Origin of the sequence: Paenibacillus sp. NPDC058898, from assembly GCF_049316025.1 — a bacterium.
Lineage (GTDB): Bacteria > Bacillota > Bacilli > Paenibacillales > Paenibacillaceae > Paenibacillus_AQ.
This window is the reverse complement of sequence record NZ_JBMOSM010000002.1, coordinates 458,347-484,462: the sequence shown is the minus strand read 5'-3', so window position 1 is coordinate 484,462 and position 26,116 is coordinate 458,347. Positions and strand designations below refer to the sequence as shown.

Annotated in this window: 26 protein-coding genes; 17 read left to right on the top strand and 9 right to left on the bottom strand. The window is 50.4% G+C overall.

Features of this window, described 5'->3' with window-relative positions; genetic code table 11:
* The first annotated feature begins 48 nt into the window (after positions 1-48).
* From ACOZB4_RS06480 to ACOZB4_RS06450, 7 genes are all read left to right on the top strand, one after another.
* Positions 49-867, top strand: a complete 819-nt coding sequence (locus ACOZB4_RS06480) for an NAD(P)H-binding protein (RefSeq protein ID WP_379406278.1) — start codon at positions 49-51, stop codon at positions 865-867.
* Between the two features lie 62 nt (positions 868-929).
* The gene (locus ACOZB4_RS06475; RefSeq protein ID WP_379406279.1) at positions 930-1,484 is read left to right on the top strand and encodes an ATP-binding cassette domain-containing protein; all 555 of its coding nucleotides are present in this window, start codon (positions 930-932) and stop codon (positions 1,482-1,484) included.
* Positions 1,463-1,624 (top strand): hypothetical protein, encoded by a 162-nt coding sequence (locus tag ACOZB4_RS06470; protein ID WP_379406280.1) that lies wholly within the window; start codon positions 1,463-1,465, stop codon positions 1,622-1,624. The genes ACOZB4_RS06475 and ACOZB4_RS06470 overlap by 22 nt, the downstream gene beginning before the upstream one ends.
* Positions 1,624-2,457 carry an ABC transporter permease gene (locus ACOZB4_RS06465; protein ID WP_379406281.1) on the top strand — a complete coding sequence of 278 codons (834 nt, stop codon included), beginning with the start codon at positions 1,624-1,626 and terminating at the stop codon, positions 2,455-2,457. Before ACOZB4_RS06470 ends, ACOZB4_RS06465 begins: the two co-directional genes overlap by 1 nt.
* Positions 2,458-2,659: 202 nt before the next feature.
* The gene (locus ACOZB4_RS06460; protein WP_379406282.1) at positions 2,660-4,717 is read left to right on the top strand and encodes a HelD family protein; all 2,058 of its coding nucleotides are present in this window, start codon (positions 2,660-2,662) and stop codon (positions 4,715-4,717) included.
* 291 nt (positions 4,718-5,008) lie between these two features.
* On the top strand, positions 5,009-6,784 hold the full coding sequence (locus ACOZB4_RS06455; protein ID WP_379406283.1) for an ABC transporter ATP-binding protein: 1,776 nt from the start codon (positions 5,009-5,011) through the stop codon (positions 6,782-6,784).
* Positions 6,768-8,618, top strand: coding sequence for an ABC transporter ATP-binding protein (locus tag ACOZB4_RS06450; RefSeq protein ID WP_379406284.1), 1,851 nt, complete (start codon positions 6,768-6,770; stop codon positions 8,616-8,618). Before ACOZB4_RS06455 ends, ACOZB4_RS06450 begins: the two co-directional genes overlap by 17 nt.
* Before the next feature lie 86 nt (positions 8,619-8,704).
* Here ACOZB4_RS06450 and ACOZB4_RS06445 read toward each other — a convergent pair whose 3' ends face one another.
* The gene (locus ACOZB4_RS06445; RefSeq protein ID WP_215158856.1) at positions 8,705-9,574 is read right to left on the bottom strand and encodes a LysR family transcriptional regulator; all 870 of its coding nucleotides are present in this window, start codon (positions 9,572-9,574) and stop codon (positions 8,705-8,707) included.
* 125 nt (positions 9,575-9,699) lie between these two features.
* On the opposite strand from ACOZB4_RS06445, the gene ACOZB4_RS06440 reads away from it, so the two are divergent.
* Together ACOZB4_RS06440 and ACOZB4_RS06435 are read left to right on the top strand one after the other, a co-directional pair.
* Positions 9,700-10,386, top strand: coding sequence for an ankyrin repeat domain-containing protein (locus ACOZB4_RS06440; protein WP_379406285.1), 687 nt, complete (start codon positions 9,700-9,702; stop codon positions 10,384-10,386).
* A 33-nt stretch (positions 10,387-10,419) separates the two neighbouring features.
* Positions 10,420-11,646 (top strand): amidohydrolase, encoded by a 1,227-nt coding sequence (locus tag ACOZB4_RS06435; protein WP_379406397.1) that lies wholly within the window; start codon positions 10,420-10,422, stop codon positions 11,644-11,646.
* Positions 11,647-11,769: 123 nt separating this feature from the next.
* Here the strand turns inward: ACOZB4_RS06435 and ACOZB4_RS06430 are convergent, their stop codons facing one another.
* The gene (locus tag ACOZB4_RS06430) at positions 11,770-12,456 is read right to left on the bottom strand and encodes a G1 family glutamic endopeptidase (protein WP_379406286.1); all 687 of its coding nucleotides are present in this window, start codon (positions 12,454-12,456) and stop codon (positions 11,770-11,772) included.
* A 111-nt stretch (positions 12,457-12,567) separates the two neighbouring features.
* Positions 12,568-13,428: an Hsp33 family molecular chaperone HslO gene (locus ACOZB4_RS06425; RefSeq protein WP_379406287.1), complete on the bottom strand. Its 861-nt coding sequence runs from the start codon at positions 13,426-13,428 to the stop codon at positions 12,568-12,570.
* Positions 13,429-13,549: 121 nt separating this feature from the next.
* On the opposite strand from ACOZB4_RS06425, the gene ACOZB4_RS06420 reads away from it, so the two are divergent.
* Complete coding sequence (locus ACOZB4_RS06420) at positions 13,550-14,329, top strand: MerR family transcriptional regulator (RefSeq protein WP_379406288.1); 780 nt, start codon at positions 13,550-13,552, stop codon at positions 14,327-14,329.
* Complete coding sequence (locus ACOZB4_RS06415) at positions 14,232-14,507, top strand: phospholipase D-like domain-containing protein (RefSeq protein ID WP_422759506.1); 276 nt, start codon at positions 14,232-14,234, stop codon at positions 14,505-14,507. The genes ACOZB4_RS06420 and ACOZB4_RS06415 overlap by 98 nt, the downstream gene beginning before the upstream one ends.
* 24 nt (positions 14,508-14,531) lie before the next feature.
* Here ACOZB4_RS06415 and ACOZB4_RS06410 read toward each other — a convergent pair whose 3' ends face one another.
* Positions 14,532-15,017, bottom strand: coding sequence for a DUF1772 domain-containing protein (locus ACOZB4_RS06410; RefSeq protein ID WP_379406290.1), 486 nt, complete (start codon positions 15,015-15,017; stop codon positions 14,532-14,534).
* Between the two features lie 404 nt (positions 15,018-15,421).
* Between ACOZB4_RS06410 and ACOZB4_RS06405 the strand changes: the two genes are divergently transcribed.
* From ACOZB4_RS06405 to ACOZB4_RS06385, 5 genes are all read left to right on the top strand, one after another.
* Complete coding sequence (locus tag ACOZB4_RS06405; protein ID WP_379406291.1) at positions 15,422-16,822, top strand: ABC transporter substrate-binding protein; 1,401 nt, start codon at positions 15,422-15,424, stop codon at positions 16,820-16,822.
* A 98-nt stretch (positions 16,823-16,920) separates the two neighbouring features.
* The gene (locus ACOZB4_RS06400) at positions 16,921-17,811 is read left to right on the top strand and encodes a carbohydrate ABC transporter permease (protein WP_076324156.1); all 891 of its coding nucleotides are present in this window, start codon (positions 16,921-16,923) and stop codon (positions 17,809-17,811) included.
* Between the two features lie 16 nt (positions 17,812-17,827).
* Positions 17,828-18,661 carry a carbohydrate ABC transporter permease gene (locus tag ACOZB4_RS06395; RefSeq protein ID WP_379406292.1) on the top strand — a complete coding sequence of 278 codons (834 nt, stop codon included), beginning with the start codon at positions 17,828-17,830 and terminating at the stop codon, positions 18,659-18,661.
* 149 nt (positions 18,662-18,810) lie between these two features.
* Complete coding sequence (locus ACOZB4_RS06390; RefSeq protein ID WP_076324154.1) at positions 18,811-19,170, top strand: VOC family protein; 360 nt, start codon at positions 18,811-18,813, stop codon at positions 19,168-19,170.
* Between the two features lie 143 nt (positions 19,171-19,313).
* Complete coding sequence (locus ACOZB4_RS06385; RefSeq protein WP_339267013.1) at positions 19,314-20,111, top strand: TetR/AcrR family transcriptional regulator; 798 nt, start codon at positions 19,314-19,316, stop codon at positions 20,109-20,111.
* 382 nt (positions 20,112-20,493) lie between these two features.
* On the opposite strand, the gene ACOZB4_RS06380 is transcribed toward ACOZB4_RS06385, so the two are convergent.
* The 3 genes from ACOZB4_RS06380 to ACOZB4_RS06370 all read right to left on the bottom strand — a co-directional run bounded on the left by ACOZB4_RS06380 (position 20,494) and on the right by ACOZB4_RS06370 (position 23,746).
* A complete protein-coding gene (locus ACOZB4_RS06380; protein ID WP_379406293.1) occupies positions 20,494-21,285 on the bottom strand; it encodes an ABC transporter permease in 792 nt (263 codons plus the stop codon).
* Positions 21,282-22,166 carry an ATP-binding cassette domain-containing protein gene (locus ACOZB4_RS06375; RefSeq protein WP_379406294.1) on the bottom strand — a complete coding sequence of 295 codons (885 nt, stop codon included), beginning with the start codon at positions 22,164-22,166 and terminating at the stop codon, positions 21,282-21,284. The genes ACOZB4_RS06380 and ACOZB4_RS06375 overlap by 4 nt, the downstream gene beginning before the upstream one ends.
* Positions 22,167-22,396: 230 nt before the next feature.
* On the bottom strand, positions 22,397-23,746 hold the full coding sequence (locus ACOZB4_RS06370) for an alpha-L-fucosidase (protein WP_379406295.1): 1,350 nt from the start codon (positions 23,744-23,746) through the stop codon (positions 22,397-22,399).
* A gap of 119 nt (positions 23,747-23,865) precedes the next feature.
* Between ACOZB4_RS06370 and ACOZB4_RS06365 the strand changes: the two genes are divergently transcribed.
* Entirely contained in the window at positions 23,866-24,693 is an 828-nt protein-coding gene (locus ACOZB4_RS06365) for an AraC family transcriptional regulator (protein ID WP_379406296.1), read from the top strand.
* A 65-nt stretch (positions 24,694-24,758) separates the two neighbouring features.
* Here ACOZB4_RS06365 and ACOZB4_RS06360 read toward each other — a convergent pair whose 3' ends face one another.
* Both ACOZB4_RS06360 and ACOZB4_RS06355 read right to left on the bottom strand, forming a co-directional pair.
* Positions 24,759-25,061 carry a putative quinol monooxygenase gene (locus ACOZB4_RS06360; protein WP_379406297.1) on the bottom strand — a complete coding sequence of 101 codons (303 nt, stop codon included), beginning with the start codon at positions 25,059-25,061 and terminating at the stop codon, positions 24,759-24,761.
* 5 nt (positions 25,062-25,066) lie between these two features.
* A complete protein-coding gene (locus tag ACOZB4_RS06355; RefSeq protein ID WP_379406298.1) occupies positions 25,067-26,059 on the bottom strand; it encodes a helix-turn-helix transcriptional regulator in 993 nt (330 codons plus the stop codon).
* Between the last annotated feature and the right edge of the window lie 57 nt (positions 26,060-26,116).

Here is a 26,116-nt window from a genome sequence, read left to right as displayed (position 1 = left end):
ATCCAAAAATATGAATCGTAAATCAACGATCAAGGAGGAAGTTCAATTATGACTATTTTGGTAACAGGTGCTACGGGTACCGTTGGAAAGCACATCGTGCAGCAACTAGTTCAGCAAGGTATAGAAGTAAGAGCGATCTCTCGCAATCCGCAGCGAGCGAAAGTACCGGAGGGCGTCCAGATGGTTGCCGGGAATCTCAATGACCCGGATAGCCTGATTCCCGCCCTGCAAGGCGTGACGGCCATGCATTTGATCATCTCCAGTGATGAGGCTTATGGGACCCTGCAGACGGATCCACGGATTATTGAGCTTGCCGAGAAGGTCGGCATAAAGCGGGTAACGGTATTGGTGGGCTATGAAGAAGGTCCTGTCGAAGTCGCCCTTCGAGAGAGCGCAATGGAATGGACCTTGCTGAAGCCAGGCGAATTTATGGCAAATATTCTGGTGGATTGGCAGGAGTCGATCCGCACGGAGGGGGTTGTCCGCGAGCCGTTTGGCCATGCGCTGAGTGCTAGAGTCCATGAAGCCGATATTGCGCGCGTTGCCGTCGCCGCACTTCTTGAGGAAGGTCACCATGGTCAAGAATATTTCCTTACGGGACCGGAAGCCCTCTCGCGAACGGAAGCGGTTCGGATAATAAGCGAGGTAATAGGCAAGGACATCCGCTTTGTCGAATTGACCGAGGAACAGGCGAGGGATCAATGGAGAGGGCAAGGCTATGACGAGGAATCGATTGAGTTTTTTGTGCAAATGGGAAAAAATCCGCCCGAGATCGGTTATACAGTATTACCGACGGTAGAGCAGGTCACGGGGCGGCCAGCAGCAACGCTTGCTGATTGGGTCCGTGATCATTTGGACGATTTTTAAGAATAAGCCAGCATGGCATACCTGAAGGTCGGTATTTATAGAAAGAGGAGGAGCTGTGAAACTTGCCTTACGCCATTGAAACGAAGGAGCTTCGCAAATCTTACAACGGCATGGAGGTCGTTCGAGGAATTGATCTACGAGTCAAACAAGGAGAGTTGTTTGCCTTGTTAGGGCCGAACGGCGCCGGAAAAACAACCACCATCCATATGTTATCCACCCTGGTTAAGCCGGATGGGGGGTTCGCAAGCGTGGCCGGGTTTGATGTCGTGGGCAATGCCCGGAACGTTCGGAGAAAGATTAGCCTGACAGGCCAGTTTGCAGCACTGGATGAAGGACTCTCCGGTCTTCAGAATTTAATGCTGATTTCAAGACTTTACGGTTATTCGGCGAAAATAGCTCGATCCGTAAGCGAGGAGCTGATCGAATCTTTTGGACTCAGCGAAGCGAAGGACCGCGCGGTACAGCGTTACTCTGGCGGGATGCGGAGACGGCTGGATATTGCCGCAAGTATCGTTACCGAGCCCGACGTTATTTTTCTGGATGAGCCGACAACTGGCCTCGATCCGCAAAGCCGCAATCAAGTGTGGGAGGTGGTTTGGTACATAAGATTCCGGTGAAGAATGCAAGTGCTGCGAATCAGGCCCTTTGTACGCTGATGAAGAACGGGTTCGCCATTGAATATTTCGCCTTGAGCGAACCGAGTCTGGACGAGGTCTTTCTGTCACAGACCCACGCGAAGTCGAAGGGGGGCACGTGATGAGAGTAAGCCATCATACAGCGAATAAGGACGGTGTGCTGCCTGTTCGCCAAGCCGACACAGATCCTCCCAAAGCCCTGACGGCAATTCGAATATTTATGTGGAGAACCTGGCAGCATACCAAGCATAACGGATTTGGTCTGGTGATGGACGCGGTTCTGTCGCCGGTTCTGCTGCTGCTTATATTTAGTTACTTGTTCGGCGGAGCCATGGCCGGGTCAACCGGGGCTTATATTCAATTCCTATTGCCCGGCATTCTGATCCTGACAGTCGTTCCTATGACGGTGTATAGCGGAACCACGATATGCTCGGATATTACCAAAGGGGTATACAATCGTTTTCGAACGCTGCCCTTTTGGCAGCCCGCCTCCGTGCTTGGTTCCATCCTGACGGATGGTTTACGCTATACGGTCGGCGTTATCGTTGCTCTGGGTACAGGGCTTGCGCTGGGCTTCCGCCCCGAGGGCAGCGTCATCCAAATTGTACTCGCCATTGCTTTCATCCTATTTTTTGCATTCAGCGTCAGCTGGATATTTGCGCTGATAGGCGTCGTGGCCAAACGTCCGGAGACGGTTTCGGGGTCCAGCATGATTGCGATATACCCGCTGCTGTTCGCCAGCAACATTCTGGTGGATTCGTCGACGATGCCAAAATGGACGGGCATTCTCATCGATCTGAATCCGATCAGTATGGCGGCAGCCACCGTCAGGGGACTGATGAACGGCACGGCAACCATGCCTGTGATTATGACCGGAATTGGAGTCAGCGTGCTGTTTATCGCTATTTTCACCCCGCTTACACTGTATCTGTACCAGACAAAAAACGAGCGGTAATATGCATAAAAAAACCAGGTTTGCATCAGCATGCAGCCTGGTTTTTCATCTATGTATCGTCATTATGGTTGATGTAGATCGTATAGGTATTTTTGGACCCACGATAAATACACAATACTACAACGGAAAGTATAAGTCTATATTTTTTTCGGGAAACCCCTATACTTAGAGCTATTCTTTAGCATAGAGGGGGAATTTACGAATGCTGAATCCAAGCGAAAGCGCAGAGCGGGAATATCTAGAGTTTGTATTAAAGAAGCTTTATCGAGCATCGGAGGAATTAGAGGGGAAGGTGTCCGATTCGTATAAGGATATCATTGAAGCGAAGAAATATCTGTGGGTGAACATGGCCCAATTGGATGCGGCGGAACGAGCGGCCAACCGGGTTGATATTTCCTTATCGATTGATACGGGAGAGAAGACGGTGGCCAGGCTGCAAAAGATTCGCAAACTACTTGCCTCGCCGTATTTTGGCAGGGTGGATTTCCGAACGAATGAAACGATTGAAGAGGGTGCTTACTATATCGGCATCCATTCTTTCACGGACGGAGGGAGTCAGGAGCATTTTATCTATGATTGGCGCTCGCCGGTGGCAAGCTTGTTCTATGATTACAATGTCGGTCCTGCGTCGTATGAAGCGCCCATGGGCAGGATGCAAGGCGAAATTACCGTCAAAAGGCAGTACAAAATCAAAGACGGTCATATGGAATATATGATTGAGAGCTCCATGAACATCAATGACGACGTTCTGCAGAAGGAGCTCAGCAGCACGTCGGACGAGAAGATGAAGAATATTGTGGCTACCATCCAGCAGGAGCAAAATGCCATCATACGAAACGAAACCGCAAATGAGCTGATCATACAGGGGGCGGCAGGCTCAGGCAAAACCTCAGTGGCTCTGCATAGGGTAGCGTTTCTATTGTACCGCCATAAGGAGACCTTGACTTCCAGCAACGTGCTCATTATATCCCCCCATAAAGTGTTCTCCGATTATATATCCAACGTTCTGCCAGAGCTTGGCGAAGAGAAAATCATGGAGGTTACGATGGAGGAGCTTGCTGCCAAAGAGCTGGGTGGATTATGTCAGTTTCAGACCTTCTCCGAACAGGTGAACGAAATCGTGAGCACCCATGACGAGCAGGTCATTAAACGGATCCGGTATAAGGCCAGTATGCACTTCGTACACGAGCTGGAGGCTTATATGAAATATGCAGATGAGCAGTTCCTCCTGCCTGCGGATATTCAGCTGAAGGGCGTATGTATTTTGGCTTCGGAGATCAGGGACATTTACCTTGGCATCATGACCATGCCGCTCAGGCAGCGCTTGGAGAAGACGGCCTCCATCCTGTCAGGCCGGGTTCGTACAGAGGATGGAGAGAGACTGACTGCGGCAGAAGCCAAAAAGGTCAAAACCGCGATCAAGAAAATGTTCAAATTTCAAAATGCACTCAGCATGTACAAGGAATTCTTCTCGTATAGGAACATACCGGACATGTTCGTCATGAAAGGAAGGAAAATGATCGAGTATGCAGACGTTTTTCCGCTGCTGTATCTCAATATGTATTTGGAGGGAAGCACGTCATACGATATGGTGAAGCATCTGCTGGTCGATGAAATGCAGGATTATACACCCATTCAATATGCCGTGCTCTCCAGATGGTTTTCGTGCAAAAAAACGATTCTTGGGGACAGCAATCAGTCGGTCAACGTATATACGTCCACTTCACTGCATGATATCAAGGGCGTGTTTCCACATGCCGATACGATTGAGTTGTTAAAAAGCTATCGCTCCACGCTGGAGATTATGGGACTTGCGAAGCGGATCCATCCGGGCAGCACCATGATTCCCGTGGAGCGGCATGGAGAAGAACCGCAGGTGATCCGGTGTCGTGACGCCCAGCAGGAACTGGAGTTCATACAAGATCTTAGCCGTCACTTTTTAGATTCCGGAATGCAGACGATGGGGATCCTATGCAAAACATCTTCACAGGCCCGGCAGGTGTATGAGTTCATCAAAGAGCTTGGGGGCAGCGTGAATCTGCTCGATTTTAGCAGCGACCGCTTTCAGGATGGGATTACGATCACCTTCGCCCATATGGCCAAGGGCCTGGAATTCGATCAGGTTATCGTTCCTTTTGCGGACGCCGAAAACTATCGTTCCGAGATGGATCGAAGCTTACTCTACATTGCTTGTACCCGGGCCATGCATAAGCTATCGCTGACCTATTCGGGCGAGCCGGCACCTTGGTTGGCCGTGTGAGCGTGAGCCGAAAATCAGGATAGCGTCATCCATGTCATCCATAGGAACACCTTTTTAAAAAAGTCGCGACCGAGGTTTGCGGCTTTTTTCTTTAGATGATTGGAGTGAAATTACATCGATTATTGTTACTCTAGTATGTCTAAATTTGAATAAATCATATGGCCGTTCAGGAAGGAGGACCGATTTATTTCTAGAACCTATTAATATGAGAGTATCACAGCAAACGTATGGAAGGAGGAAAACGTAACGGACTAATCAATCCAACAACGGGACAGGAAGTGATATAGGACATTGGACTCTCATCGAATACTCGGAGATTTTTTCAGGAAGACGTGGCCGTTTTATGTATTGTCGGTTTGCTGCCATTTGGTTGCTAACATCATTCACGTTAATTTCCCGAGGGTGCTGGGCAATTTCACGGATGAACTGAAGGATGGTTTATTGTCTGTCGACGGTATCGTGCAGTACAGTTGGACGCTGCTGGGCATCGGTGTCGGCTTTGCCATCATCGGCGGCATCGGCCAGTTTCTGGTGATGTACACGGGACGGTATTTCGAATTTATGAACCGGCGCCGATTGTTTGTCCACTTTACGGGGCTCAGCGAGCGATTTTATTCCAAGAATGGCGTTGGCAAGCTGCTAAGTTATTTCATGAATGACGTGACGACAGTAAGAGAAGCGATCTCGATGGGGATCAATCAGACGGCAAACTCCTCCATCCTTCTGGTCTCCACGATCGTCATGCTGCTAATAACGAACGTACCGCTGTATCTGGTGGCTGCGAGCATCGCTCCCTTGCTGCTGATTCCGGTAATTGTCGTTTGGCTCGGGCCGATTATCAGGAGAAGATCGCTGCAGGTTCAGGAAGCGCTGGGTTTGATGACGGAATCCGCAGAGGAGCAGTTTGGCGGGATCCGTGTCACCAAGAAGTTCGCGGTGGAAGACACGATGAAACGGCGCTTTGGGACGACGGTGGACCGCATCCGGGACAAGCAGCTGCGGCTGGTTCGCGTGTCATCGCTCTTTCAATCGATCATTCCGTTTCTGGGTGCCACCTCACTCATTATCGCCCTCTTATTCGGCGGTTACCTGACGATTCTGGGCCGCATTACGGTCGGAAACTTTGTCGCATTGACGCTTTACATTCGCATGCTGATGAATCCGCTGCAGCAGATCGGCAATGTCATTAATGTCGTTCAGCGCGCGAGAGCTTCGCTTGACCGATTGAACGACCTGCTTGGCAAGCAGGCCGACATTAAGGAACTGCCTGGCGCCAAGGCGCTGAATCAGGAGATTCCAGGCATCGAAGTGCGTGATTTATCCTTCTCCTATGATGATGTGAATGGTCAAGAGGAGGGGAATAGACAGGTTCTGCGCGGCATTCAATTGGATGTTCCGCCAGGATCGACGCTGGGCATCATTGGCCGAACGGGAAGCGGCAAGACTACGCTGATGAAGCTGCTGCTGCGCACCTACGATCCGCCTCCGGGGAAAGTGCTGATCGGGGGCGTGGATATTCGGAAACTTACATTAAAAAGCCTGCGCGAAGGGATCGCCTATGTTCCCCAGGACGGCTTCCTGTTCAGCTCGACCATCCGCGAGAATATTGCCTTCTATAAACGGGACACGGAGCCGGCTGTCGTTGAGGAAGCAGCGCGAAAAGCACGCGTATATGACAACATCGCGGAGTTTCCGGATAAGTTCGAAACCCGCTTAGGGGAGCGAGGCATTACGCTTTCCGGAGGACAGCGCCAACGGACAAGCCTTGCACGGGGGATGATTAAGGATGCACCTATCCTCATTCTGGATGATAGCGTAAGCGCCGTCGACGCGGTGACGGAGACCGAAATTATGGAGACGATTCGCGATATCCGCGCTGGGAAGACCACGATCATTATTGCCCACCGGATCAGTGCATTGAAACATGCCGATGAGATCATCGTCCTGGATCAGGGAGAGATCGTTCAGCGGGGTACGCATGAAGAATTGCTGTCGAAGGATGGACTGTACCGAACGCTGCATGACATTCAGGAAGAGGGGATGAAGCATCATGGCACAGGCCATTAACAATTGGCAGCTGGACCAGAAGGCGGATCTGAATGCTCCTCAGTCCAAGCCCAAATATATATCCACATTTCGTGCTTTATCGGGTTATATGAAGGAATATCGGCTGATCTTTGCCGGGTTTATCGGCTGCACCTTGATTGCCATATCGGCAGAGCTGCTGCAGCCGTACCTGATGAAAATCGCAATCGATGATAATCTGATGGTCGGCAAGAACGATTTTCGGAGCCTGATGATCATATGTGGTATCTATTTTTTGTTATCGCTGCTCAGTATGGTGTTCACCTATTTGCAAAATAATTTGCTGCAAAAGGCGGGGCAGAGCATTGTAGCGAGCATTCGCAAACGGCTGTTTGCCCATATATCCAAGCTGTCGATGTCTTATTTCGATAAAGTGCCGAGCGGCAGCTTGATTACGCATGTATCCAGTGATACCGAAGCGATTAATCAATTTTTTAACCAGGTGCTGCTCAGCCTGTTCCGCGACGGCTTCACCTTGATCTTCATTCTGGTCTTGATGTTCCAGCTGGATGTCACGCTGACCTTATACTGCTTGATCCTGCTGCCGATCATTGCAGGAATCGCCATTGCGTTCCGGCGTTATATGCGCCACACCTATCAGATGGCCAGAACGCGGTTATCCCGGCTGGTGGCCTTTGTGGCCGAGAATCTCTCGGGGATGAACCTGATTCAAGTTTTCCATCAACAGAAGGAGCAGGAGAAGCAGTTCGAGGAACGGAACGGCTCTTACTTCAAGGCCAATATTCGGGAGATCCGGACGAATGTGCTGTTTAACCGCTCCTACGAAATTTTGAACAACTTGGCGATTGCGTTCGTGACGTGGCTCGGTGGACAAGCCGTCCTGGGGACAACGCTGGAGTTCGGCGTGCTGTATGCCTTTATAACGTATATCCGTTTATTCTTCCAGCCGATCAACACGATCACCCAGCAGTGGAATACGCTGCAATCGGCAACGGTGGCGATTAACCGGATATGGGGCCTCCTGGCGATTCAGCCTGAGGTTACCGATCAACGCAAGCCGGTGACTATTGAGAAAGCAAAAGTTGAGGGACGCGTTGACTTTGACCGGATTACGTTCGGTTACGAAGGCGGGGCGCCGGTCATTCAGGACCTGGATCTCCATATCAAACCCGGAGAGATGATCGGGATCGTCGGAACCACCGGAGCGGGAAAAAGCTCACTCATCAGTCTCCTATGCCGTTTCTATGATGTGAACGAAGGAAGCATTCGGATTGATGGAATCGACATTAGGGAGCTGGCACAGTCTGATCTGCACCGGATGGTAGGCCTTGTTCAGCAGGAGCCGTATCTCTACTCCGGCACGGTACTGGACAATGTACGGTTGTTCGATGAGACCATCTCGAGGGAACGGGTGATCGAGGCTTGCCGCTTTATCGGTGCGGATTCGATCATCATGAGGATGAAGGAAGGCTATGATACCCGGTTGTCGGAGCGGGGCAGCGGCTTGTCCGCCGGTGAGCGGCAGCTGATCTCCTTTGCCCGGATCATCGTATTCCAGCCCAAGATTCTCATTCTTGACGAAGCAACCGCCAATCTGGACTCACACACGGAGCAGCTGATCCAGAACGCGCTGCAACTCGTGGCCGAGGGGCGAACGACCCTAGTCATTGCCCATCGCCTATCTACCATCATGGGGGCAGACCGGATTTTAGTCATGAGCAAAGGCCGGATCGTGGAGGAAGGCACGCATCAGGAACTGCTGGACTCCCATGGGTATTATGAAGAGCTGTATCTTCACTCCCAAGGACAGAAGCAGGAGCAGGAGGCTGCTGGTTCATTGTATCGGACAAGATAACAGCTATAAATTCTTCCCAGAGGACGGAGCTTTCATTAGCTCTGTCTTCTTTTTTATGAGGGGCCGTTTATGGAAGCAGTAAGTAGTTATAGGGCACTTGTCAACAAGTCAATGAAGTTCAGAGCCGTTCTGGAGACGTGATGATCTCTCAGCCAGATCAAGGCTGTGGAAGCCGCAGCCGGGGTGTCCTTGATTTTGTAAGCATGAACAGAAGCAGGCAAGTGCTGCTTGACCAGCGTTTCGGGAACGATCGCCACGCCAAAACCCGAAGCGACCAAACGCAGCAGCAGCGAAATGTCGGAGCATTCGGCTGCGATGTTCGGCTGGAGTTTCTGTTCCGAGAATGCCATCTGGATCGTATAATACACGCCCAGCCCTTCCGTGCTTGGCAGAATGAGCGGATACTGCGCAATATGAGGGAGGGTTATCTCTTGTTCGATGGATGGCTCAGAGGTGAGCATATAAAAAGGCTCCGTCTGCAGATGAAGGATCGAGAAATCATCCAATTCGAGCGGCAGGCGGACGATCGCTAATTCGAGCGACCGGTTTCTCACGAGCTCACAGAGCTGATACGACTCGTTCTGCTGAATTTTATATGAAACTTGGGGATATCTTGCTTTGAACTCCTGCAGCCATGACGGCAGTTCTACCGAAGATAATGTATTGATGCCAAGACTCAGTGCGCCCTTATCACCGTTCCCGACCTCTTTAACCTCGGCTTTGGCCTCTTCCATGAGCTGGGTCATCTGGAGCGCATATTTATATAGCGTTTTACCTGATTCGGTGATTTCGAGCCGCTTGCCTCTACGATATACCAAGACGGACCCGAGCTCTTCCTCCATCGCTTTCAGCTGCTGACTGAGGGGCGGCTGGGAAATATGAAGCCGGTTGGCGGCAAGCGAGATCGTACCTTCCTCCACGATGGCAATAAAATACCGGAGCTGTCTGATGTCCATAGGTTGAAACAATCCTCCTTGTATATGAAAAACCTTAGTGAATTCAATTTTTTAAGTATTTTTCATATGGTTCTGTCTCATGTTAGCATACCAATATACACGATAGAAAGAGGAGGGAGCATCGAGTGCTGCGTTTATCAGCGATTCTATTAATCCTTCTCCTGTCGGCCTGTCAACCTAATCTGGAGAAAGAAGAGGTGCAGAATATGGATCATGAACTCATTGAATATGCCGAGCAAGGCAATACGGAGCAAGTACGCCAGCTTCTTCAATCCGGCGCAAACATCAATGCGACGGATGAGCAGGGAAGAACAGCGGTAATGGCTGCAACCTACCACAATCATGTCGGAACGGTAGAGGCTTTGATCCAGGCTGGCGCTGATATCAATATTCGAGATAAGCAACTAAATAATGTATTTTTGTATGCCGGTGCAGAAGGAATGGTGGAAATTTTGCGGTTGGCGATCGAAGCCGATGCGGATGTGACGTTGACCAACCGTTTTGGCGGGACGGCTCTCATACCGGCCTCCGACCGCGGACATGTAGAGATTGTTCAAGAGCTGCTGACCCGGACCGACATCGATGTGAACCATATTAATAACTTGAACTGGACCGCGCTGCTTGAGGCTGTCATTCTCGGTGACGGCAGTGAGCATTATCAGCGCATCGTGAAGCTGCTGCTGGAGCATGGGGCGGACGCTGGGCTTCCCGACGGGAATGGCGTAACTCCCCTGCAGCATGCCAGGGAGCGGGGATACCAAGAGATCGAGCGCATCTTATTGGACGCTGTAAACGAAGAGCGAGGCAAATAGAAGGCAGGTATAAACGAGAAGGGGATGAACACTATGATCGAACAGAGTAATGCATATTGGCTGCTGCATGTCCGTCTGGAGACGGGTTATCGCTACGAGGATGACGTCGTGATCGGAACCGAAACGGGACTTTTTCATGTGAAAATAGAGAATGAGGCTTTCTCCGAGATCCGCCCTGCGGATGCTTTGCCTGATACGTTATTGCCGACACGGGACATGAACGGGGATCTGATGCTCCCATCATTTAGGGATATGCATATCCACCTGGACAAAACCTATTATGGAGGCCCATGGAAGGCACCGAGACGTCCGGCTCATGGGATCTTCAGCCGAATCGAGGAGGAAGAGAGGCTGCTTCCGGAGCTTCTTCCTACCGCCAAGGAAAGAGCGGAGGGACTGCTTGACCTGTTGCTGCGCTACGGGTCTACGCATATCCGCTCCCATTGCAATGTGGATCCTGTTGTCGGCTTGAGAAATTTAGAGGCCACCTTGCAGGCGGTTGAAGGATACAGGGAAAAAGCTTTTGTTGAGATTGTAGCATTTCCTCAGCACGGCTTGCTTCGCAGCCAGTCCGTATCCCTGGTCAGGGATGCGCTCCGAAACGGCGCAGCGCTGGTTGGGGGCTTGGATCCTACAATGGTGGATGAGAACATGGAGAAATCACTGAACACCGTGATGGAGCTGGCTGTTGAAGCCAACGCCGGCATTGACCTGCACCTGCATGAGTCGTCACATGTTGGGCTGAACACCTTTAAGCGCGTGGCTGACCTTACGGAAGAGGCGGGTTGGAATGGGAGAGTCACGCTCAGCCATGCGCTGGCTTTCGCGGATGTCTCACCAAGCGAAGTAGATGAGGTGGCGATTCGGTTGGCGGATCTGGGCATTTCGGTCACCTCTTCCGTACCGCTTGGCCGAACCATTCCGATTCCGCAGCTGCACCGCCGTGGTGTAGACATCTCTCTTGGGCAAGACAGCATAATGGACCATTGGTCCCCGTTCGGCAAAGGGGATAATCTGGACAAAGCGGGCTTGCTGGCCGAACGCTTCCATATGTCCGATGAGCGTTCCCTCGGACAGGCTCTCGGGTTTATTACGGGAGGCGTGACGCCGTTAGACCAGGACGGCCGCTATGCCTGGCCTAACGTCGGGGATGCGGCGGACGCGGTGATTGTAGAAGCCAGCTGCTCCGCAGAAGCCGTTGCCAGACGGTCACGGCGCCGGGCCGCACTGTTCAAGGGAAAACAGGTTTACGAATCATGATAAAGAAACAGCCGCTGCATGCCGGACTTTTCCGGTATGCAGCGGCTGTTGTTGGTTATGGGGTTTACAGCTGCTTCGTATCATCATGAGGATCATCCTTGACGCTGCCTGAAGGTCATGTCTCTATTGAGGAACACTTTTGACAACGAACCGGTCTCCTGCCCTGTTCGGATTGGAAGGTATGGAAGTAACGCTTAAATTCTGAAGCATAATGCCTCCGTCATCGGCTGTGAGTTTTGGACTTTTCCCATTGACGCGGCAGCAGGAAAAGGCGACAGGCGATAACCGTGCCATTGTTGCAAGTGCCCCATTGACCTGCGGCGCTTCGACGATCCATTCCGCCGAGGTCTGTGGACCATTGTAACGTTGTAGTGTTCGAAAGATCCAATTTCGTGATACGTTTCGAAGGCAGATTAACCAGTTAGAACCGCTGCGCTTGCTGATGCTGGCATGCATCCGATCCCCCGGCTGAATTGGCAGCGGAATGATCGTAACCGAGGCGGGGAGAATCTCCCACCATGCATAATAGTAAGCCTTACCGTCTATGAATTCATGACCCGTTCCGGTCTGTATCAGATTGCTGTTGCGGAACCCGTCGATTCCGATCCATGCAGAGGAATAGGTCGCTGAACGGCTTGGACGAACAAACGGCACATTCCATTTGGCGGATATCCGTTTGAAGGCCCCTTTTTTTCCTGTGACGCTGTATCCGCTCCAATTGCTTGAAATCCATCCGATGTTACGACGCGGCTTGGCTGAAGTGTCAAGTTGGCATGCGTGATTCCACTTATCTATCGTAAGAATCCCCATATCTCCACCGCCTTTACTAGATTGATAGTATATCTAATGAAGAATCGGTAGATTTGGTATGGGTTTTCTGTTAGAAAGTTTGTTTAGATCTTGGTGTGCCCATGAAGAGAGCTAGAGGAGTCCGGCAATTTCATGGGGTTCGAAATCGTATTTGCTGCCGCAAATATGGCAGACAAGTTCAATCGGTTCTGCTTTCATAACAGCGTACTTCAAATCTTTCTTTTCTAGTGAATGAAGTATGGGGTATAACACTTCTTTTGAACAGCCACAGAAATGTTGAATCGGGATATTCCCGACAATCTCTATGTCTTTGAAAATCTTGCCGGGTATTTCCATGAGACCGTTGGATTTATCCGCCAAAATGTACTGATGCATTCGGAGCTCCTTTTTTATCTGCTGAATCCGATGCGGGGGGCAGCCGGGAAGAAGCTGAACCATGATACCTCTACTTAAAACAATTTCATCGTTCTCATTAAATTGGATATAACTGTAGAAATCGGTGGATGTTTGTTCGCTTTGTTGATAGTAATGTGACAAGTCATCTATGATGTTACGATAAGGCATATCCGTAATTCCGGTGAACAAGCTGTTCATGCCTAAATCCTTCGTTATATGAATGCTGCCCTTATCACCGACTATTTGTTTAAGATGTATATGATTCAGCTGATCCGGGGTTATGTGTACCAGTTCATCACTGAGGTATCCCCGTACATTCCCCATGCTGTCTACATCAGCAAACATTTTATGACGCGCATTACTAAACTTGATTTTTAAGCTTAATCTTTGATTGTCTTTTAATGTTCCTATAATCAGACAAGCGGAGGTTATGGTTTGTCCCCATGCTGTTTTGAGCAGTTTGTGCATCGACGGGGGATGGCACATATCGTTAAGAATTTCAGTATTCTCTACAAACAAAATGCGCACTTGATGATTGTAGGCTAAAGTTTGTAGTACGAAGTTTCCATTCTGCATTGTATCCTATAGTCCTTTCTGATGGTATTTACTGTTGAAAAGTAGTTGGATCGTATTATTTGCAGTATAATTCCTGACGTAGCGTCAGGTGCAAGGGGGAACAAAGCTTCTTACATTATGATTGAGTCGAGTCGTTCAACTATTCTTGGGAGGGGATCGTATCCGTAAGCGAAATTGGAAAGTCGGTGAACTTGCGAAGCGCACAGGGATAACCGTTCGAACGCTGCACCATTATGATCAAATCGGGCTATTTTCCCCCTCGGAAAATACGGAAGCGGGTCACCGTCTCTATACCGAAGACGACGTAGTTAAACTGCATCAAATCATGACCTTGAAGCAGTTAGGATTCTCATTGGAGGATATCAAATTAACCATGAATGAATCGGGACATTCTCTTAGAGATATGATGGATATTCAGCTCGCTCAATTGAACGATCAAATCGAATTTTTGACGGAGCTGCGTAGTCGAATCGAGGGAATCGATAAGTTGTTCCTATCAGGAGAACACGTGTCTAGTGAGCGTTTATTGATGGCGATTCTGTTGATGAGGATGACGGAGAGTCGGCATTTTAAAGCACCGCAATCCGAAGAGATGAAGAAATGGTTCAGCTTGGTGAAAGAAAACGAACTGGAGGAATTGCAGGCTGAAGGGGCTCGGCTTCTTTCCGAATTTCGAAGGTTATATGAGAAGGGCATGGCACCACATGAGGACGAGGTGAGGATATTGGCGAAGATTTGGAGTGAAAAGATGTCGTCATGGGTTCATATAAATGAAGAGTTTATTCATTCAGCAGAGCAGTACTATGCGGAGTATCCGGATGATGCATTATCCTATGGGATGGACGGAGAATTGTACAATTTTATCAAACAAGCGGTGGGCGTTATACCCACAGATGCATGAATTTTGCTTGACGATAACGAAGGTGGAAGTGGGTTCATTCAATTACTTCCAGTCGGCCGTGGAAGAGAACGATGATATTGCCGTGATCATTCAGGATGAAGCGACAGGCGCAAGTTTTGAATCGGCATTTAATAACATGTGGTACGATGGGGAGGCATTCAAAGATTATGGATTATAGCCGCCCCATTCCCGTGATCCCGTCTTAAGGGAGATGCCGTATGGCAAAAACAAACAGGATCATCGCCCCTAAAGAAGTGATGGTTCGTACATGATTCCATGGCACCCAGCGTCTCAGGTAGTTAATCCATACCTCGCCTCCGGCACCGCTACCTGGGTCAACCGCGGCCAGTGCGTCGTTTAGCGGGACGTTGAACGCCATCGTTACGATGAATCCCGCTAAATAAAGCAGGCTGGCGGCAAGCAAGTACAACGAGCCGGGTTCCCCCCAGCGCATGATGGATAAGACCGCAAGCACGATACTGGTTAATGCAGTGCCTGTAAACAATGTGCCGAACAAAGGATTGAGAATGGTTGCATTGATGGACTGCATGGCATGAATCCCCTGTTCATTGGGAATCCGGGCCAGTGCTGTCATTATAAAAGACGAGAAAGCGAAGAACAGCCCGGCTATGAGTCCCGATCCTGTTACCGAGAATAAAGCCAACAAAAAAATCAAGCGGTCACTCATGGATGGTATACCTCCAATGGCATAGGTTATTACTGGTATGGTTCCAGTCCAGTATGTTCATTTAATTGTTTGTGCATACAAATATAATTGGATTTCCAGCAAAAGTAAAGACCTAAATAGGAAGGAACTTAATATCAATCAATAGACTCACATTTATATATTAATATTTTCTATTTCTGGTAATTAGTTGATTGCATATCCTGTTATGAAAATAAAGAATATGATGAGAAAATGCAGAAGAATGGCTGTTATAGGTCGCTTTCATATTGAGCGGCCTATTTGTTACGAAAAAAAGTTCCGAATATCCCCACTATTTTCAAAATAGAGTTATATATACGCTCTCGTAAGCGTATACAAAATTTGGATAATATATCAAATTGCTGCAGCCAAAAGGAGGGATTCGTATGAAGTCAAGCAAGAGGGGTTTTTGGCTAGTAACGACGGCTTTATTAAGCGTTTCTTTGTTATTCGGTTGTACCGGGGGTAAGGGAACCCCAGCCGATACCGGCGATCCGGAGCCGGGAAAGGATGGAGAGACAGCCAAGAAAATCATTACCGTGACGTTTCGGGATGACGGAATCGGCGAGAACGGAGCGTTCTATAAATGGCTCAAGGAACTATCGGCAAGTTACTCCGACAAAAGCGTAGAGATTAAGCCGACACCGATTCAGGCATCGGAAGGCGATTATTTTGCCAAGGTGGCCTTGGCGCTCAAGTCCAAAGATACGGCGCCGGATATTGTGACAGAGGATACCTTTATCCTGAACTCTGATGCAAGCGCAGGCTATCTGGAACCGCTTGACGATAAATTGGCGGCATGGGAAGACTGGGGCAACGGTTCCTTCATTGAAGCGATGAAGAAGGGGGTTACCGCTAGCGATGGCAAGGTGTACGGCGTACCGTACAATACGGATTCCAGGGGCCTCTGGTACAACAAAGACATTTTCAAACAAGCAGGTCTTCCGGAGGATTGGCAGCCTAAGAACTGGGAGGAGGTCTTAAGCGCTGCGCGAACGATCAAGGAGAAGGCGCCTGACGTTGTGCCGATCTGGATGAACATGGGCAAGGCTACAGGCGAAGCAACCTCCATGCAAACCTATGAAATGCTGCTCTACGGAACAGGCGAAAGACTGTATGACGATGCCGGCGGCAAATGGATTACGAAAAGCCAGGGCATTCTCGATGCGCTGACCTTTGTGGAGACGGTTAATAAGGAGAAACTCGGACCGCCGCTCTCCAAAGTATTGAACGGCCAGGCAGGCAACACGGCTTCCCGTGAATACCTTCCGCAGGGCAAGCTGGCGATTTCACTTGATGGCTCATGGATTACGGGCAACTATATGGAATCAGGCGCGGCGCCATGGCCTGAATACAAAGATGTGCTCGGCTTCGCGCCGGTGCCGACCAGCCAAGGGCAGGACCCTGGGTCCATTACGCTGGCCGGAGGGTGGGCGCTGTCGATTCCAAGCAATTCCAAGAACAAAGACGAGGCTTGGGAATTTATCAAATATGCGCTAAACAAGGATAATACGCAGAAGCTTGTTATGTCCTCAGGGAATATCACGGTACGTGCCGATGTTGCCAAGGATCCGGAATATACAAAAATGCCGTTTAACGAAATCGCGACCGAATACCTGCAGAATGCAGAGTTCAGACCGGCGCAGGAGAAGTATCCGGAAGTGTCGACACAGATCCAGACGATGGTAGAGTCCGTGGCAACGGGAACGTCGCCTGCGGATGCCATGAATAAATATGCGCAGGACGTTACCCGCATTGTCGGAGCGGATCATATCGTGGAGAAATAATCGATATACACACAGAACCGGCTTGCTCAAGCGCTCCATTCATTGCGGAGGCTTGGGCAAGCGGTTTTTCAGATCAACTGCATGGAAGGAGAAGACACATGAGCAGTCTGTCCGTGGACGTTTACCCGAAACGAAGAAAAACGTATACCTGGCTCTTTTTTTTGCTTCCTTCAATCGCGATTATGCTCGTGTTTTTTATATATCCGATTCTGTTAACATTCTTCTATTCTTTCACCAACTTGGCGTTAACCGGCGAAGCGGCGAGGGAGCTTAAGTTTATCGGCCTTGACAACTATGCCCGGATGTTCCAGGACCCCACGGTTCGAATCAGTATATGGAACACGCTGGTTTTCCTTATCGGCTCGGCGGTGATCGGGCAGCAGGTGCTGGGATTTCTGATCGCCCTGCTGATGAAGCAGAGGAACAAGACTTTTCGGCGAGTGATTGGAACGATTGTGCTTGCGGGCTGGGTGACGCCCGAGATTGTATGCGCTCTTTGCTTGTACAGCTTCTTCGGGGATGAGGGCACGCTCAATGCAATTATCACTTTTTTTGGATTTTCGGAAGTGACCTGGCTGTTTACCGTCCCGATGCTGACGATCATTCTTGCGAACATTTGGCACGGTACGGCCTTCTCGATGCTGGTATTTCAAGCTGCGCTGGATGATGTTCCTAACGAAATTGAGGAAGCGGCGGTGGTGGATGGAGCCTCCAAGTGGAAAATCTTCACGCGTATCATTATTCCGTACATTAAAAGCACCATTACAACCAACATGATGCTGGTTACGCTGCAGACGCTTGGGGTGTTCGGACTCATCTATGCGATGACCGGGGGCGGTCCGGGCAATTCTACGACGACCCTGCCGATCTTCATGTACAATCAGGCATTTGTGAACTATCAATTAGGCTATGGAACCGCCATTTCGCTGCTGCTGCTGCTGATCGGGATTGTCTTAAGCCTGCTGTATATCAGGTCGATGAAAGAGTAACCAGAGGTGAGATCATATGAATGCCAAACAACGTAAATTAATGTATCGTATTCTGCCGTACGCGATCCTTACGGGGATCGGCATTTGCTTTGTGCTGCCGCTGCTCTGGGTTCTCGTGGCTTCCGTCGATCCGAATGCGATGCAATCGCTGAAGATGCCCAGCAAGGTTACCGGCGCTAACTATGTTGAGGTGATTACCAGCAGCGAGAACCAGCGCGCTTACCTGATTGGTCTGGTGATGTCGCTTGGCCAAGCCGTATTGGTTGTTCTTCTGGCGCTGCTTGCAGCTTATCCGCTATCCCGTTATCAGATGAAATATAAGAAACCCTTTATGCTGACCATTCTGTTTATGACATCGCTCCCGATTACGGCTGTGATGGTGCCTGTTTACCAGCTGTTCCTGGGGCTGAAGCTGTATGACAATATTTTGGGCGTCATCTTGTTCTATGTAGCGTCATCCATGCCATACGGGATTTGGATGATGAAGAATTTCATGGATTCCGTGCCGAGCGATCTGGAGGAAGCCGCCTGGGTGGACGGGGCTTCGGTGTTTACGGGAATGCGCAAGGTCGTGGCACCGCTGATGGTTCCGGGTATTTGTACGGTGGCGATATTTACCTTCTCGGGCAGTTGGGGCAATTTCTTCGTCCCGTATATTCTGCTGCAGTCGCCTGAGAAATTCCCGGCTTCCCTGAAGCTCTATCAGTTCTTCGGGCAGTATGGCATGGTCGATTACGGCAGCCTGGCCGCCTTCTCGGTGCTGTACGCCATCCCGGCAATCATCATGTATATTCTCTCCCAGCAATTCATGTCCAAGGGCTTCGGGCTGCAGGGCGGAACGAAGGGATAGGGGAAGCTAACGAATCAGCTGTTGAGTAAATCTTAACAGCTTTTTTTAGCTGGGAATATTTGTTACACTTTAGTTATGTATTTTACATGATGGCGTGTATAACGTAGATGTAATGATATTTTTAGTCATGATGAATGGAGGAGTATAAGTTGGGAGTTAAACGCATTGTCGCAAATGTCGCAACGAAGGATATCGCCGCAGCCAAGACGTTTTATCAAGATGTGCTGGGTCTGGATATGTTAATGGATCATGGCTGGCTCACCACTTATGGCTCGCAGGAGAGGATGAGCATACAGATCAGCTTTGCTTCCGAGGGAGGCAGCGGCACGCCCGTCCCGGATCTGTCGATCGAAGTGGATGAGCTAGAGGCTGTGCTGGATGCGATGAGGCGGGCAGACTTTTCCATTGAATATGGACCGGTTGATGAGCCTTGGGGAGTAAGACGCTTTTTTGTCCGCGATCCGTTCGGGAAGCTGGTCAACATTTTGATGCATCTGTCACATGATTGAGTATACGTGGGTCAAGTCGGTATCCTCGCACTGATGCTTATATGCACCCAGTACATAAGGATGAGCATATATGATATACTGTTTATAATATAAACAATTATCGATGACATCAGAAGCTAGGATGCAGAAAGGATACACTGTTTATGTCAAACGATCAGAGTATGGATTCGGATATTGGATCCAAGCTGCCCAGAGGGGCGGCTCTTAGCTGGGGATTGGTAAAGCCGCCGCAGCGGGGACCGAAACGGGAGATGAGCCTGTCGCAGATTGTGGAGACGGCTATCGATATCGCCGATAAAGAAGGGCTTTCCGCTGTCTCCATGAATCGAATCGCGTCCTCCTTGGGTTTTACCGCCATGTCGCTGTACCGGTACATTTCCAGCAAGGACGACCTTTTGCTGCTAATGCAGAACGCCGCGTGCGATATTCCCATTCCGCCGGAAGATTCTGCCGACTGGCGCGAGAATATGCGGGCCTACGTCAAATCGACGATGCAGGTATTTCGGGATCACCCCTGGTTTGGAGACATTCCGATTACGGGTATTCCCATTACGCCGAACAATCTGCGATTTATCGATTGGGGTCTGCGGTTCATGACGGATCTCCCGCTAAATGATTATGAGCGGATGTCTTTGATTCTCTTATTAAGCAATTACGCCAGATCAAGCGGCATGATGCAGCGGGATATGGATCGCGCCATACAGGCAGGCTCCACCCCGGAACAGTTCAGTGGAATCGATTATACGGCAGCGCTGAAACAGCTTATGAAGCCGGATCGGTTTCCGTTCCTGTATCCGGTTGTGATGTCGGGGGTCTATACGGAAGACAACGAGGAAGTGAATCCGATTGGCAATGACATTGATTTCGGGTTAGAACGCATTCTGGACGGCATTGATCATTATCTCCAGACCAAGACACAGCCGGGAAAGTCGGACAAGTAATGATATCGGCCAAAGTTACAGTTACAGGTCGTGGTGGATAAGAGTGTGCAGTAAGAGTGTACAGTAAGAAAGTGCAGTAAGAGTGTGGAGTAAGAGCTTGCCGTAAGAGAGTGCAGTAAAAGCGCGCCGCAGCTGGGTAAAAAAACCGATCCTCGCATGAGGATCGGTTTTTTTTGCTGGTTGATTAGGCCCAAAACGGATGTTTTATCAAGCGTCGGGTTTGGTTGATATCGTTCCGGGACGGACATGACATCCGCTGGTAGGCAGATGCCATGTCCAGATTGGCTCTTAAAAAAGCATTGCTACATCGTGCGCACTGCTCCATTATGCGCACGGTGCGTGGTCCGCAGCATCCTTGGATAGCTGTCGACCCTATGCATATTTAGCGTCGACCGGCTTTTCTCTTAAACGTCCACATGCTCCATACCATGGACCCGACAAGGATGAACAGACACCATCCAATTGCCCAGCCAATGTGATCCTGGATAGAACCTCCCGTCAGAAACCCGCGAATGGACTCAATGACGGGCGTGATCGGTTGGTTGCTTGCGACCCCTTGCAGCCATATCGGCATCGTCTCAGTAGGAACGAAGGCGCTGGAGAGGTAGGGGAGGAAGAGCAGGGCAAATCCATAGCTGCTGGCCGCTGCCGGACTGCCTGCAACGAGGCCGATGGCGGCATAAAGCCAGGTGAAGGCAAAGATGAAGAGCGCGATCAAGCCGATGGCGAGAATCCAATCCAGAAGACCGGCTGAAGGCCTGAATCCAACGAGCAGAGCCACAGCGATAACGACGCCAGTCGCCAGCATGTTTCGGGCAAGGCTGGCTACCACATGTCCTGTAATGACACTCATGCTTTGAATGGGCATGGTCCGGAAGCGGTCAATGATGCCATTGGTCATATCTTGGGAGACATCGACGGCCGTGCTGGACGATCCGAAACCTGCGCATAACAGAATGATTCCCGGCACCACGTATTCTACATACTGTCCGCTGGGATCAATGGCGCCGCCAAATACATAGGTGAACAGCAGCATCAACATGATCGGCAGCATCATTGCCGTAATCATCGCCTCCGCGTTCCGGATGCTGTGACGTAAGCTGCGACCGATAAAGACGCTCTGGGTGACCGCAAAGGACGTTGTTTTTGTGTTCGAAGCTGTTCTTCTCATCATACGATTTCCTCCAATTTCTTGTCGGTTAGCGACAGGAATACATCATCCATATTTGGCCTGTGAAGACTTACGCGCGTCTCATTCGGTATCAGGCGAGTGAACTCTTGAAGCGTCTGCGCGACGTCCCCGATGCTGCCGCTTGTCGGAATCCTGTGAATCACCTCTTCGTGTTCGTTACGGAGCTCCAGCACTTCTCCTCCGACCCGGGTCTTCAGCTCGGCCGGGCTTCCCTCAGCAACGACTCGCCCGCCATCCAGGACCGCGATCCGATCCGCGAGCTGATCCGCTTCCTCCAAATACTGCGTGGTCAGCAGTATGGTGATGCCCTGGCTCTTCAATTGCAGAATGATATCCCATAGGGTACGGCGGCTGCGTGTATCCAGTCCCGTGGTCGGTTCATCCAGGAACAGCACGGGCCGCGTCACGACAAGGCTGATCGCAAGATCAAGCCGTCTCTTCATCCCGCCCGAATACGTCTTCACGCGCTTGGCGGCAGCAGCAGCGAGATCGAACTGTTCGAGCAGTTCGGCGGTTCGCAGGCGCGCTTCCGCTGCGGATAGACCGGATAGCCTGCATATCATCCGCAGGTTCTCTTCCGCGGTCAATACTTCGTCGACCGCAGCGAATTGGCCGGTCAGACTGATAGACTGCTGCACATTCTGCTTGTGATGGCGGAGATCAAATCCGTTAATCCTCACGCTGCCGGCATCGGGCGCTACCAAGGTCGACAGGATGTTGATCAAGGTTGTTTTGCCGGCCCCATTAGGACCAAGAAGAGCAAATACGTTTCCTTGCGGCACGCTCAGGTCGATCCCGTCCAGCACGGTTTGGTGCCCAAAGCTTTTGCGAAGTTGCCGAATCTCAACAGCATAGTTACTCATTGTCAGCACATCTCCTTTAATTAATTGTATATATAATAAACAGTTTAATTGATAATTAGTATATAGCATAAACAGTTATTGTGCAATACGATTTTTTTGCGTTTGGAATTGCATGATGATAACAGGAGGATAGGGTGTCGGGGCATAAAAAAGAGCCTGACGCGATGTAACAAAACATCATCAAGTCAGGCTCTTATAGGGATTAGTTCATAGTATATGCGATCTTATCGTTACGAACGATCCGATTCGTCATAAAGCTCCAATTCAATGACGGTATTGCGTTTGTCGGGGAGCGGATAGGTGAAGTGTTCAGGCCGCGCGAAATTAACGAATGCGTCTTCGACGAATTCGGCGGCGCTCCATGGGCGGCTGAGGAACAATTCGTATCCGTCTGCGAGCAGACGGGCTTTCTTCACCTTGTCGGCCATGCCGATGAGATTGATCGGTCCGATGGACTCCTCAAAGACGTGGGCATACAGCTTATTGCCTTTTTGGGTGTACCGACCCCAATCGGGCTTCGGATAATCGGCGGCCGCACAGCCATAGATACTGTCGCCGTTCTTGCTCATCCAGTCACCGATTTCCTCCAACACGTCAAGGCTCTCCTTAGGGATGACGCCCCTCGCGTCAGGCCCGACGTTCAGCAGCATGTTGCCGTTCTTGCTAACGCATTCCACCAGTTTGCGGATGATCGTGGTTGCCGATTTGTAATTGCGGTCGGCGGCTGCATAGCCCCAATTGTTATTCAGTGTAATGCAGGCTTCCCATGGGATCGGGGCACCTGTCTGATCCACGACGCCGTGCGGCGGAATGATCTGTTCAGGTGACGCGAAATCTCCACTGTAAACGGAAGGATCGGTCGTATAGATGCTGCCTCCGCTCTCGCCGCTGCCTTCGAGCCGGTTGTCGATGAGAATGTGCGGCTGCAGCTCGCGGATCATCTTCATCAGCTCGGTGGCGCGCCACACTTCGCCGCGCATGTTACCATAGGAGAAGTCAAACCACATAATATCGAGCTTGCCGTAGCCTGTCAGCAGCTCTCGAACCTGCCCGTGCATGTAATCCAGGTATCGGTCGAAGTTTTTCGGATCGCGCTTGAAGGCTTCGTTGGCGCGCATCGGGTGAATGCGGTCCCCATAGGCCGGATAGTCCTCATGGTACCAATCGATCAGCGAGAAGTAGAGGCCGACTTTAAGGCCTTCTTCACGGAAAGCTTCCAGAAACTCCTGCACGAGGTCCCGCCCGGCTTTGGTATTCGTTGATTTATATTCCGTCAGCTTGCTGTCGAACAAACAGAATCCGTCATGGTGCTTGGCCGTCAGCACCGCATATTTCATGCCTGCTTTTTTGGCCGCTTTGGCCCACTCCCGCGGATTATAGTCAACGGGATCAAATTCATCGAAATAGGTCTGATAGTCTTCGATGCTCATCTGTTCCGAGCTTCGGAGCCATTCGCCTCTGGCTGGGATCGAGTAGAGCCCCCAGTGGATGAACATGCCGAAACGGTCGTTCTGGAACCATTGCACACGCTGGTTTCGTTCCTGGATGACTTGATTGGTTGGAGTGGTAGTTGTTGTCATGGATTCAAACCTCCGATTCTTGGAATTGTCGAGTTTGATTTTAACAAGAATGTGTTAGTATGAATAGATAATTACTTAACTCTGACGGGTATTATAATAACTTTAGAGGATAATCGAAGATGAAGAATGAACGAAATGAACATGAAGCCATTCAGCAGATGCTCCTGAACATGCAGGTTCAGATCTGGGAGGCCGAAAGAACGCAGTGCTGGCCGGAGTGGAAGGAATTCGACTACACCGTGTCTTACAACAAGCTCTATTTTATCCTGGATGGGGAAGGATGGGTGAAAATCGGCGATGAGGAGCTGTATCCCGTTCCGGGTCAATTGGTTCTGATGCCGGCACGGACCAGGCAATCCTACTCTGTCATCAGCGGCCGCCCCTATCTTAAATATTGGTCGCACTTCTCGGCGACCGTAGGCGATTCCGATGTATTTTCCTGGCTGAATGTTCCCTATTGCTATGATTTATCGGAGAACGCAGAGATGCCGGCATTATTCCAGCAGCTGGTCGATGCGCATCGCTCCGGTACCATCGCCGCGCGGTTAAAGGAAAAGTCGGTGATGCTGGACATCCTGTCCCGAGTGTTCGAGCACCAGCACCCGCAGATTCATACGGACAAAATGGAAGATATGGGCAGGCTCCACAAAGTGCAGCAGTACATTAAGAATCACCTGCATGAGGAAATTACGCTGGAGCAGATGGCGGGGACGCTGCATTTGCATCCGAATTATTTTATTAAGTACTTTAAACGCCATTTTGGGATCACGCCGCAGAAATATTTAAGCCTCAAACGAATGGAGCAGGCCAAACTCATGCTGAGAACGACCCCTCTGAGCATCAAAGAAATTGCGGACGCAACTGGCTTTGAATCGGCGAACTATTTCTCGAAGACGTTTCGTAAAGAGGTTGGTTACAGCCCCTCGGAATACCGGAACAATATATAGCAAAAAAAGAGGCTGTCCCTGAATTTCGATTCGGGGACAGCCTCTATTCTTCTGATCAGGTTTACCTATAAACCTTTTCCTCCAAGCGGTTTAAGCTTGAGCGGCTCCGCGCCGGCGATCAGCGGCCGTCCGCGCTGGAGCAGCTCGGACGTATCGGCTCCCTGCAATGAAGCGGCATGCGCGTCTTGGCTGCTCCACAATTCCGTGACCCAGACGGCATTCGGATCGCTGTCTGAAACGTTGACGATATAGAGTTCACAATCTTTGTTATCGCTAAGCATCGCTGCTGCTTCGAGCAGGATCTCTGCAAGTTCATCCCGTTTGCCGGGATGGGCAATCAGCTTTCCGTACACCGCGAATTTCTCCATCGGGTTCACCCTTCCTTTTTGGTCATGTCGCTTAACATGCGTTCGTAATGGAGCGCCATGCTTGTCGTGATTTCTGACAGTTTCAGAACAAGAGAAGCGGGCTCCAGAATGGTTAAAGATTTGCCATATGGGAGAAGAAAATAGGGAACATAAGACGTCAGCGAAGACGTATCCAGTCGGAAATGAGCTTCTCCATCACAGCGTTTCACAAGCGTATGTCCAAATAACCAATGCTGACTTAATTCATTCAGAACATGCTCGTGGCCTTGGATGACGACATTGACCAGCGGTTCATGGCTGCCTTGATCGGGCAGCAGACTGCCAAGCAGTACATCCTTGGCCGAAAAATCAGCGGGCCGTTCAAATCCATGCTCTGTCAGCTCCAACTCGATGATCCGATCCACGCGGAAATTGCGAATCTCTTGACGCAGATGGCAGAAGCCGGCGGCATACCATTGACCCTTCCAGTGGATGATGCCGTAGGGATCGAAGTCTCGGGTAACGCTGGCGCCTTCCCTGCCCTTCGAATACATCATCTTCAGGGTTTGTCCTTGCGCCGCGGCACGTTCAAGTGTCTGAAGCAGCGGTCGCAGTCCCTTATGAGTAGGAGGCTGCAAAACCGAGATGCCGCTGCTGTGCCGTTCGATCTGATGAAGCTGCTCCTCGTTTGTATAAAGCTTCAGCTTGTCGATCGCCCGCTGCAGTGCGTCCGTGAACGGATAGCCGCTTTCTTTGGCAAAGATCGAGGCATGCACCAATGCCTTCTGCTCTTCTGCATCAAACATCAGCGGGGATTCGGCAAACTGTCCGAGGATCCGAAAGCCGCCGTTCGGCCCGGAATCGGCGATGATGGGCGCGCCGCTGGCACATAACGAATCGATGCAGCGGTACACCGTTCGAACATGGATTTCCAGCTCATCGGCGATTTGCTGCGCGGTCATCTTCTTGCCCGAGCGGAGCATCCACAGGATCGACAGCATATTATCCGCTTTGGACATCTAGATTCGCTCCTTCCAGATGGGATGATCCCGAATGTTTGCTTTTAAGTAGATTGT

What these genes read in the sequence shown, in the direction of transcription:
- ACOZB4_RS06405 (WP_379406291.1), top strand. Translation starts at nt 15,422, where the DNA reads ATGAAGTCAAGCAAGAGGGGTTTTTGGCTAGTAACGACGGCTTTATTA.
- ACOZB4_RS06370 (WP_379406295.1), bottom strand. Translation starts at nt 23,746, where the DNA reads ATGACAACAACTACCACTCCAACCAATCAAGTCATCCAGGAACGAAAC.
- ACOZB4_RS06365 (WP_379406296.1), top strand. Translation starts at nt 23,866, where the DNA reads ATGAAGAATGAACGAAATGAACATGAAGCCATTCAGCAGATGCTCCTG.
- ACOZB4_RS06415 (WP_422759506.1), top strand. Translation starts at nt 14,232, where the DNA reads ATGCGGAGTATCCGGATGATGCATTATCCTATGGGATGGACGGAGAAT.
- ACOZB4_RS06480 (WP_379406278.1), top strand. Translation starts at nt 49, where the DNA reads ATGACTATTTTGGTAACAGGTGCTACGGGTACCGTTGGAAAGCACATC.
- ACOZB4_RS06400 (WP_076324156.1), top strand. Translation starts at nt 16,921, where the DNA reads ATGAGCAGTCTGTCCGTGGACGTTTACCCGAAACGAAGAAAAACGTAT.
- ACOZB4_RS06445 (WP_215158856.1), bottom strand. Translation starts at nt 9,574, where the DNA reads ATGGACATCAGACAGCTCCGGTATTTTATTGCCATCGTGGAGGAAGGT.
- ACOZB4_RS06465 (WP_379406281.1), top strand. Translation starts at nt 1,624, where the DNA reads ATGAGAGTAAGCCATCATACAGCGAATAAGGACGGTGTGCTGCCTGTT.
- ACOZB4_RS06410 (WP_379406290.1), bottom strand. Translation starts at nt 15,017, where the DNA reads ATGAGTGACCGCTTGATTTTTTTGTTGGCTTTATTCTCGGTAACAGGA.
- ACOZB4_RS06355 (WP_379406298.1), bottom strand. Translation starts at nt 26,059, where the DNA reads ATGTCCAAAGCGGATAATATGCTGTCGATCCTGTGGATGCTCCGCTCG.
- ACOZB4_RS06360 (WP_379406297.1), bottom strand. Translation starts at nt 25,061, where the DNA reads ATGGAGAAATTCGCGGTGTACGGAAAGCTGATTGCCCATCCCGGCAAA.
- ACOZB4_RS06460 (WP_379406282.1), top strand. Translation starts at nt 2,660, where the DNA reads ATGCTGAATCCAAGCGAAAGCGCAGAGCGGGAATATCTAGAGTTTGTA.
- ACOZB4_RS06430 (WP_379406286.1), bottom strand. Translation starts at nt 12,456, where the DNA reads ATGGGGATTCTTACGATAGATAAGTGGAATCACGCATGCCAACTTGAC.
- ACOZB4_RS06380 (WP_379406293.1), bottom strand. Translation starts at nt 21,285, where the DNA reads ATGATGAGAAGAACAGCTTCGAACACAAAAACAACGTCCTTTGCGGTC.
- ACOZB4_RS06375 (WP_379406294.1), bottom strand. Translation starts at nt 22,166, where the DNA reads ATGAGTAACTATGCTGTTGAGATTCGGCAACTTCGCAAAAGCTTTGGG.
- ACOZB4_RS06395 (WP_379406292.1), top strand. Translation starts at nt 17,828, where the DNA reads ATGAATGCCAAACAACGTAAATTAATGTATCGTATTCTGCCGTACGCG.
- ACOZB4_RS06425 (WP_379406287.1), bottom strand. Translation starts at nt 13,428, where the DNA reads ATGCAGAATGGAAACTTCGTACTACAAACTTTAGCCTACAATCATCAA.
- ACOZB4_RS06385 (WP_339267013.1), top strand. Translation starts at nt 19,314, where the DNA reads ATGTCAAACGATCAGAGTATGGATTCGGATATTGGATCCAAGCTGCCC.
- ACOZB4_RS06435 (WP_379406397.1), top strand. Translation starts at nt 10,420, where the DNA reads ATGATCGAACAGAGTAATGCATATTGGCTGCTGCATGTCCGTCTGGAG.
- ACOZB4_RS06450 (WP_379406284.1), top strand. Translation starts at nt 6,768, where the DNA reads ATGGCACAGGCCATTAACAATTGGCAGCTGGACCAGAAGGCGGATCTG.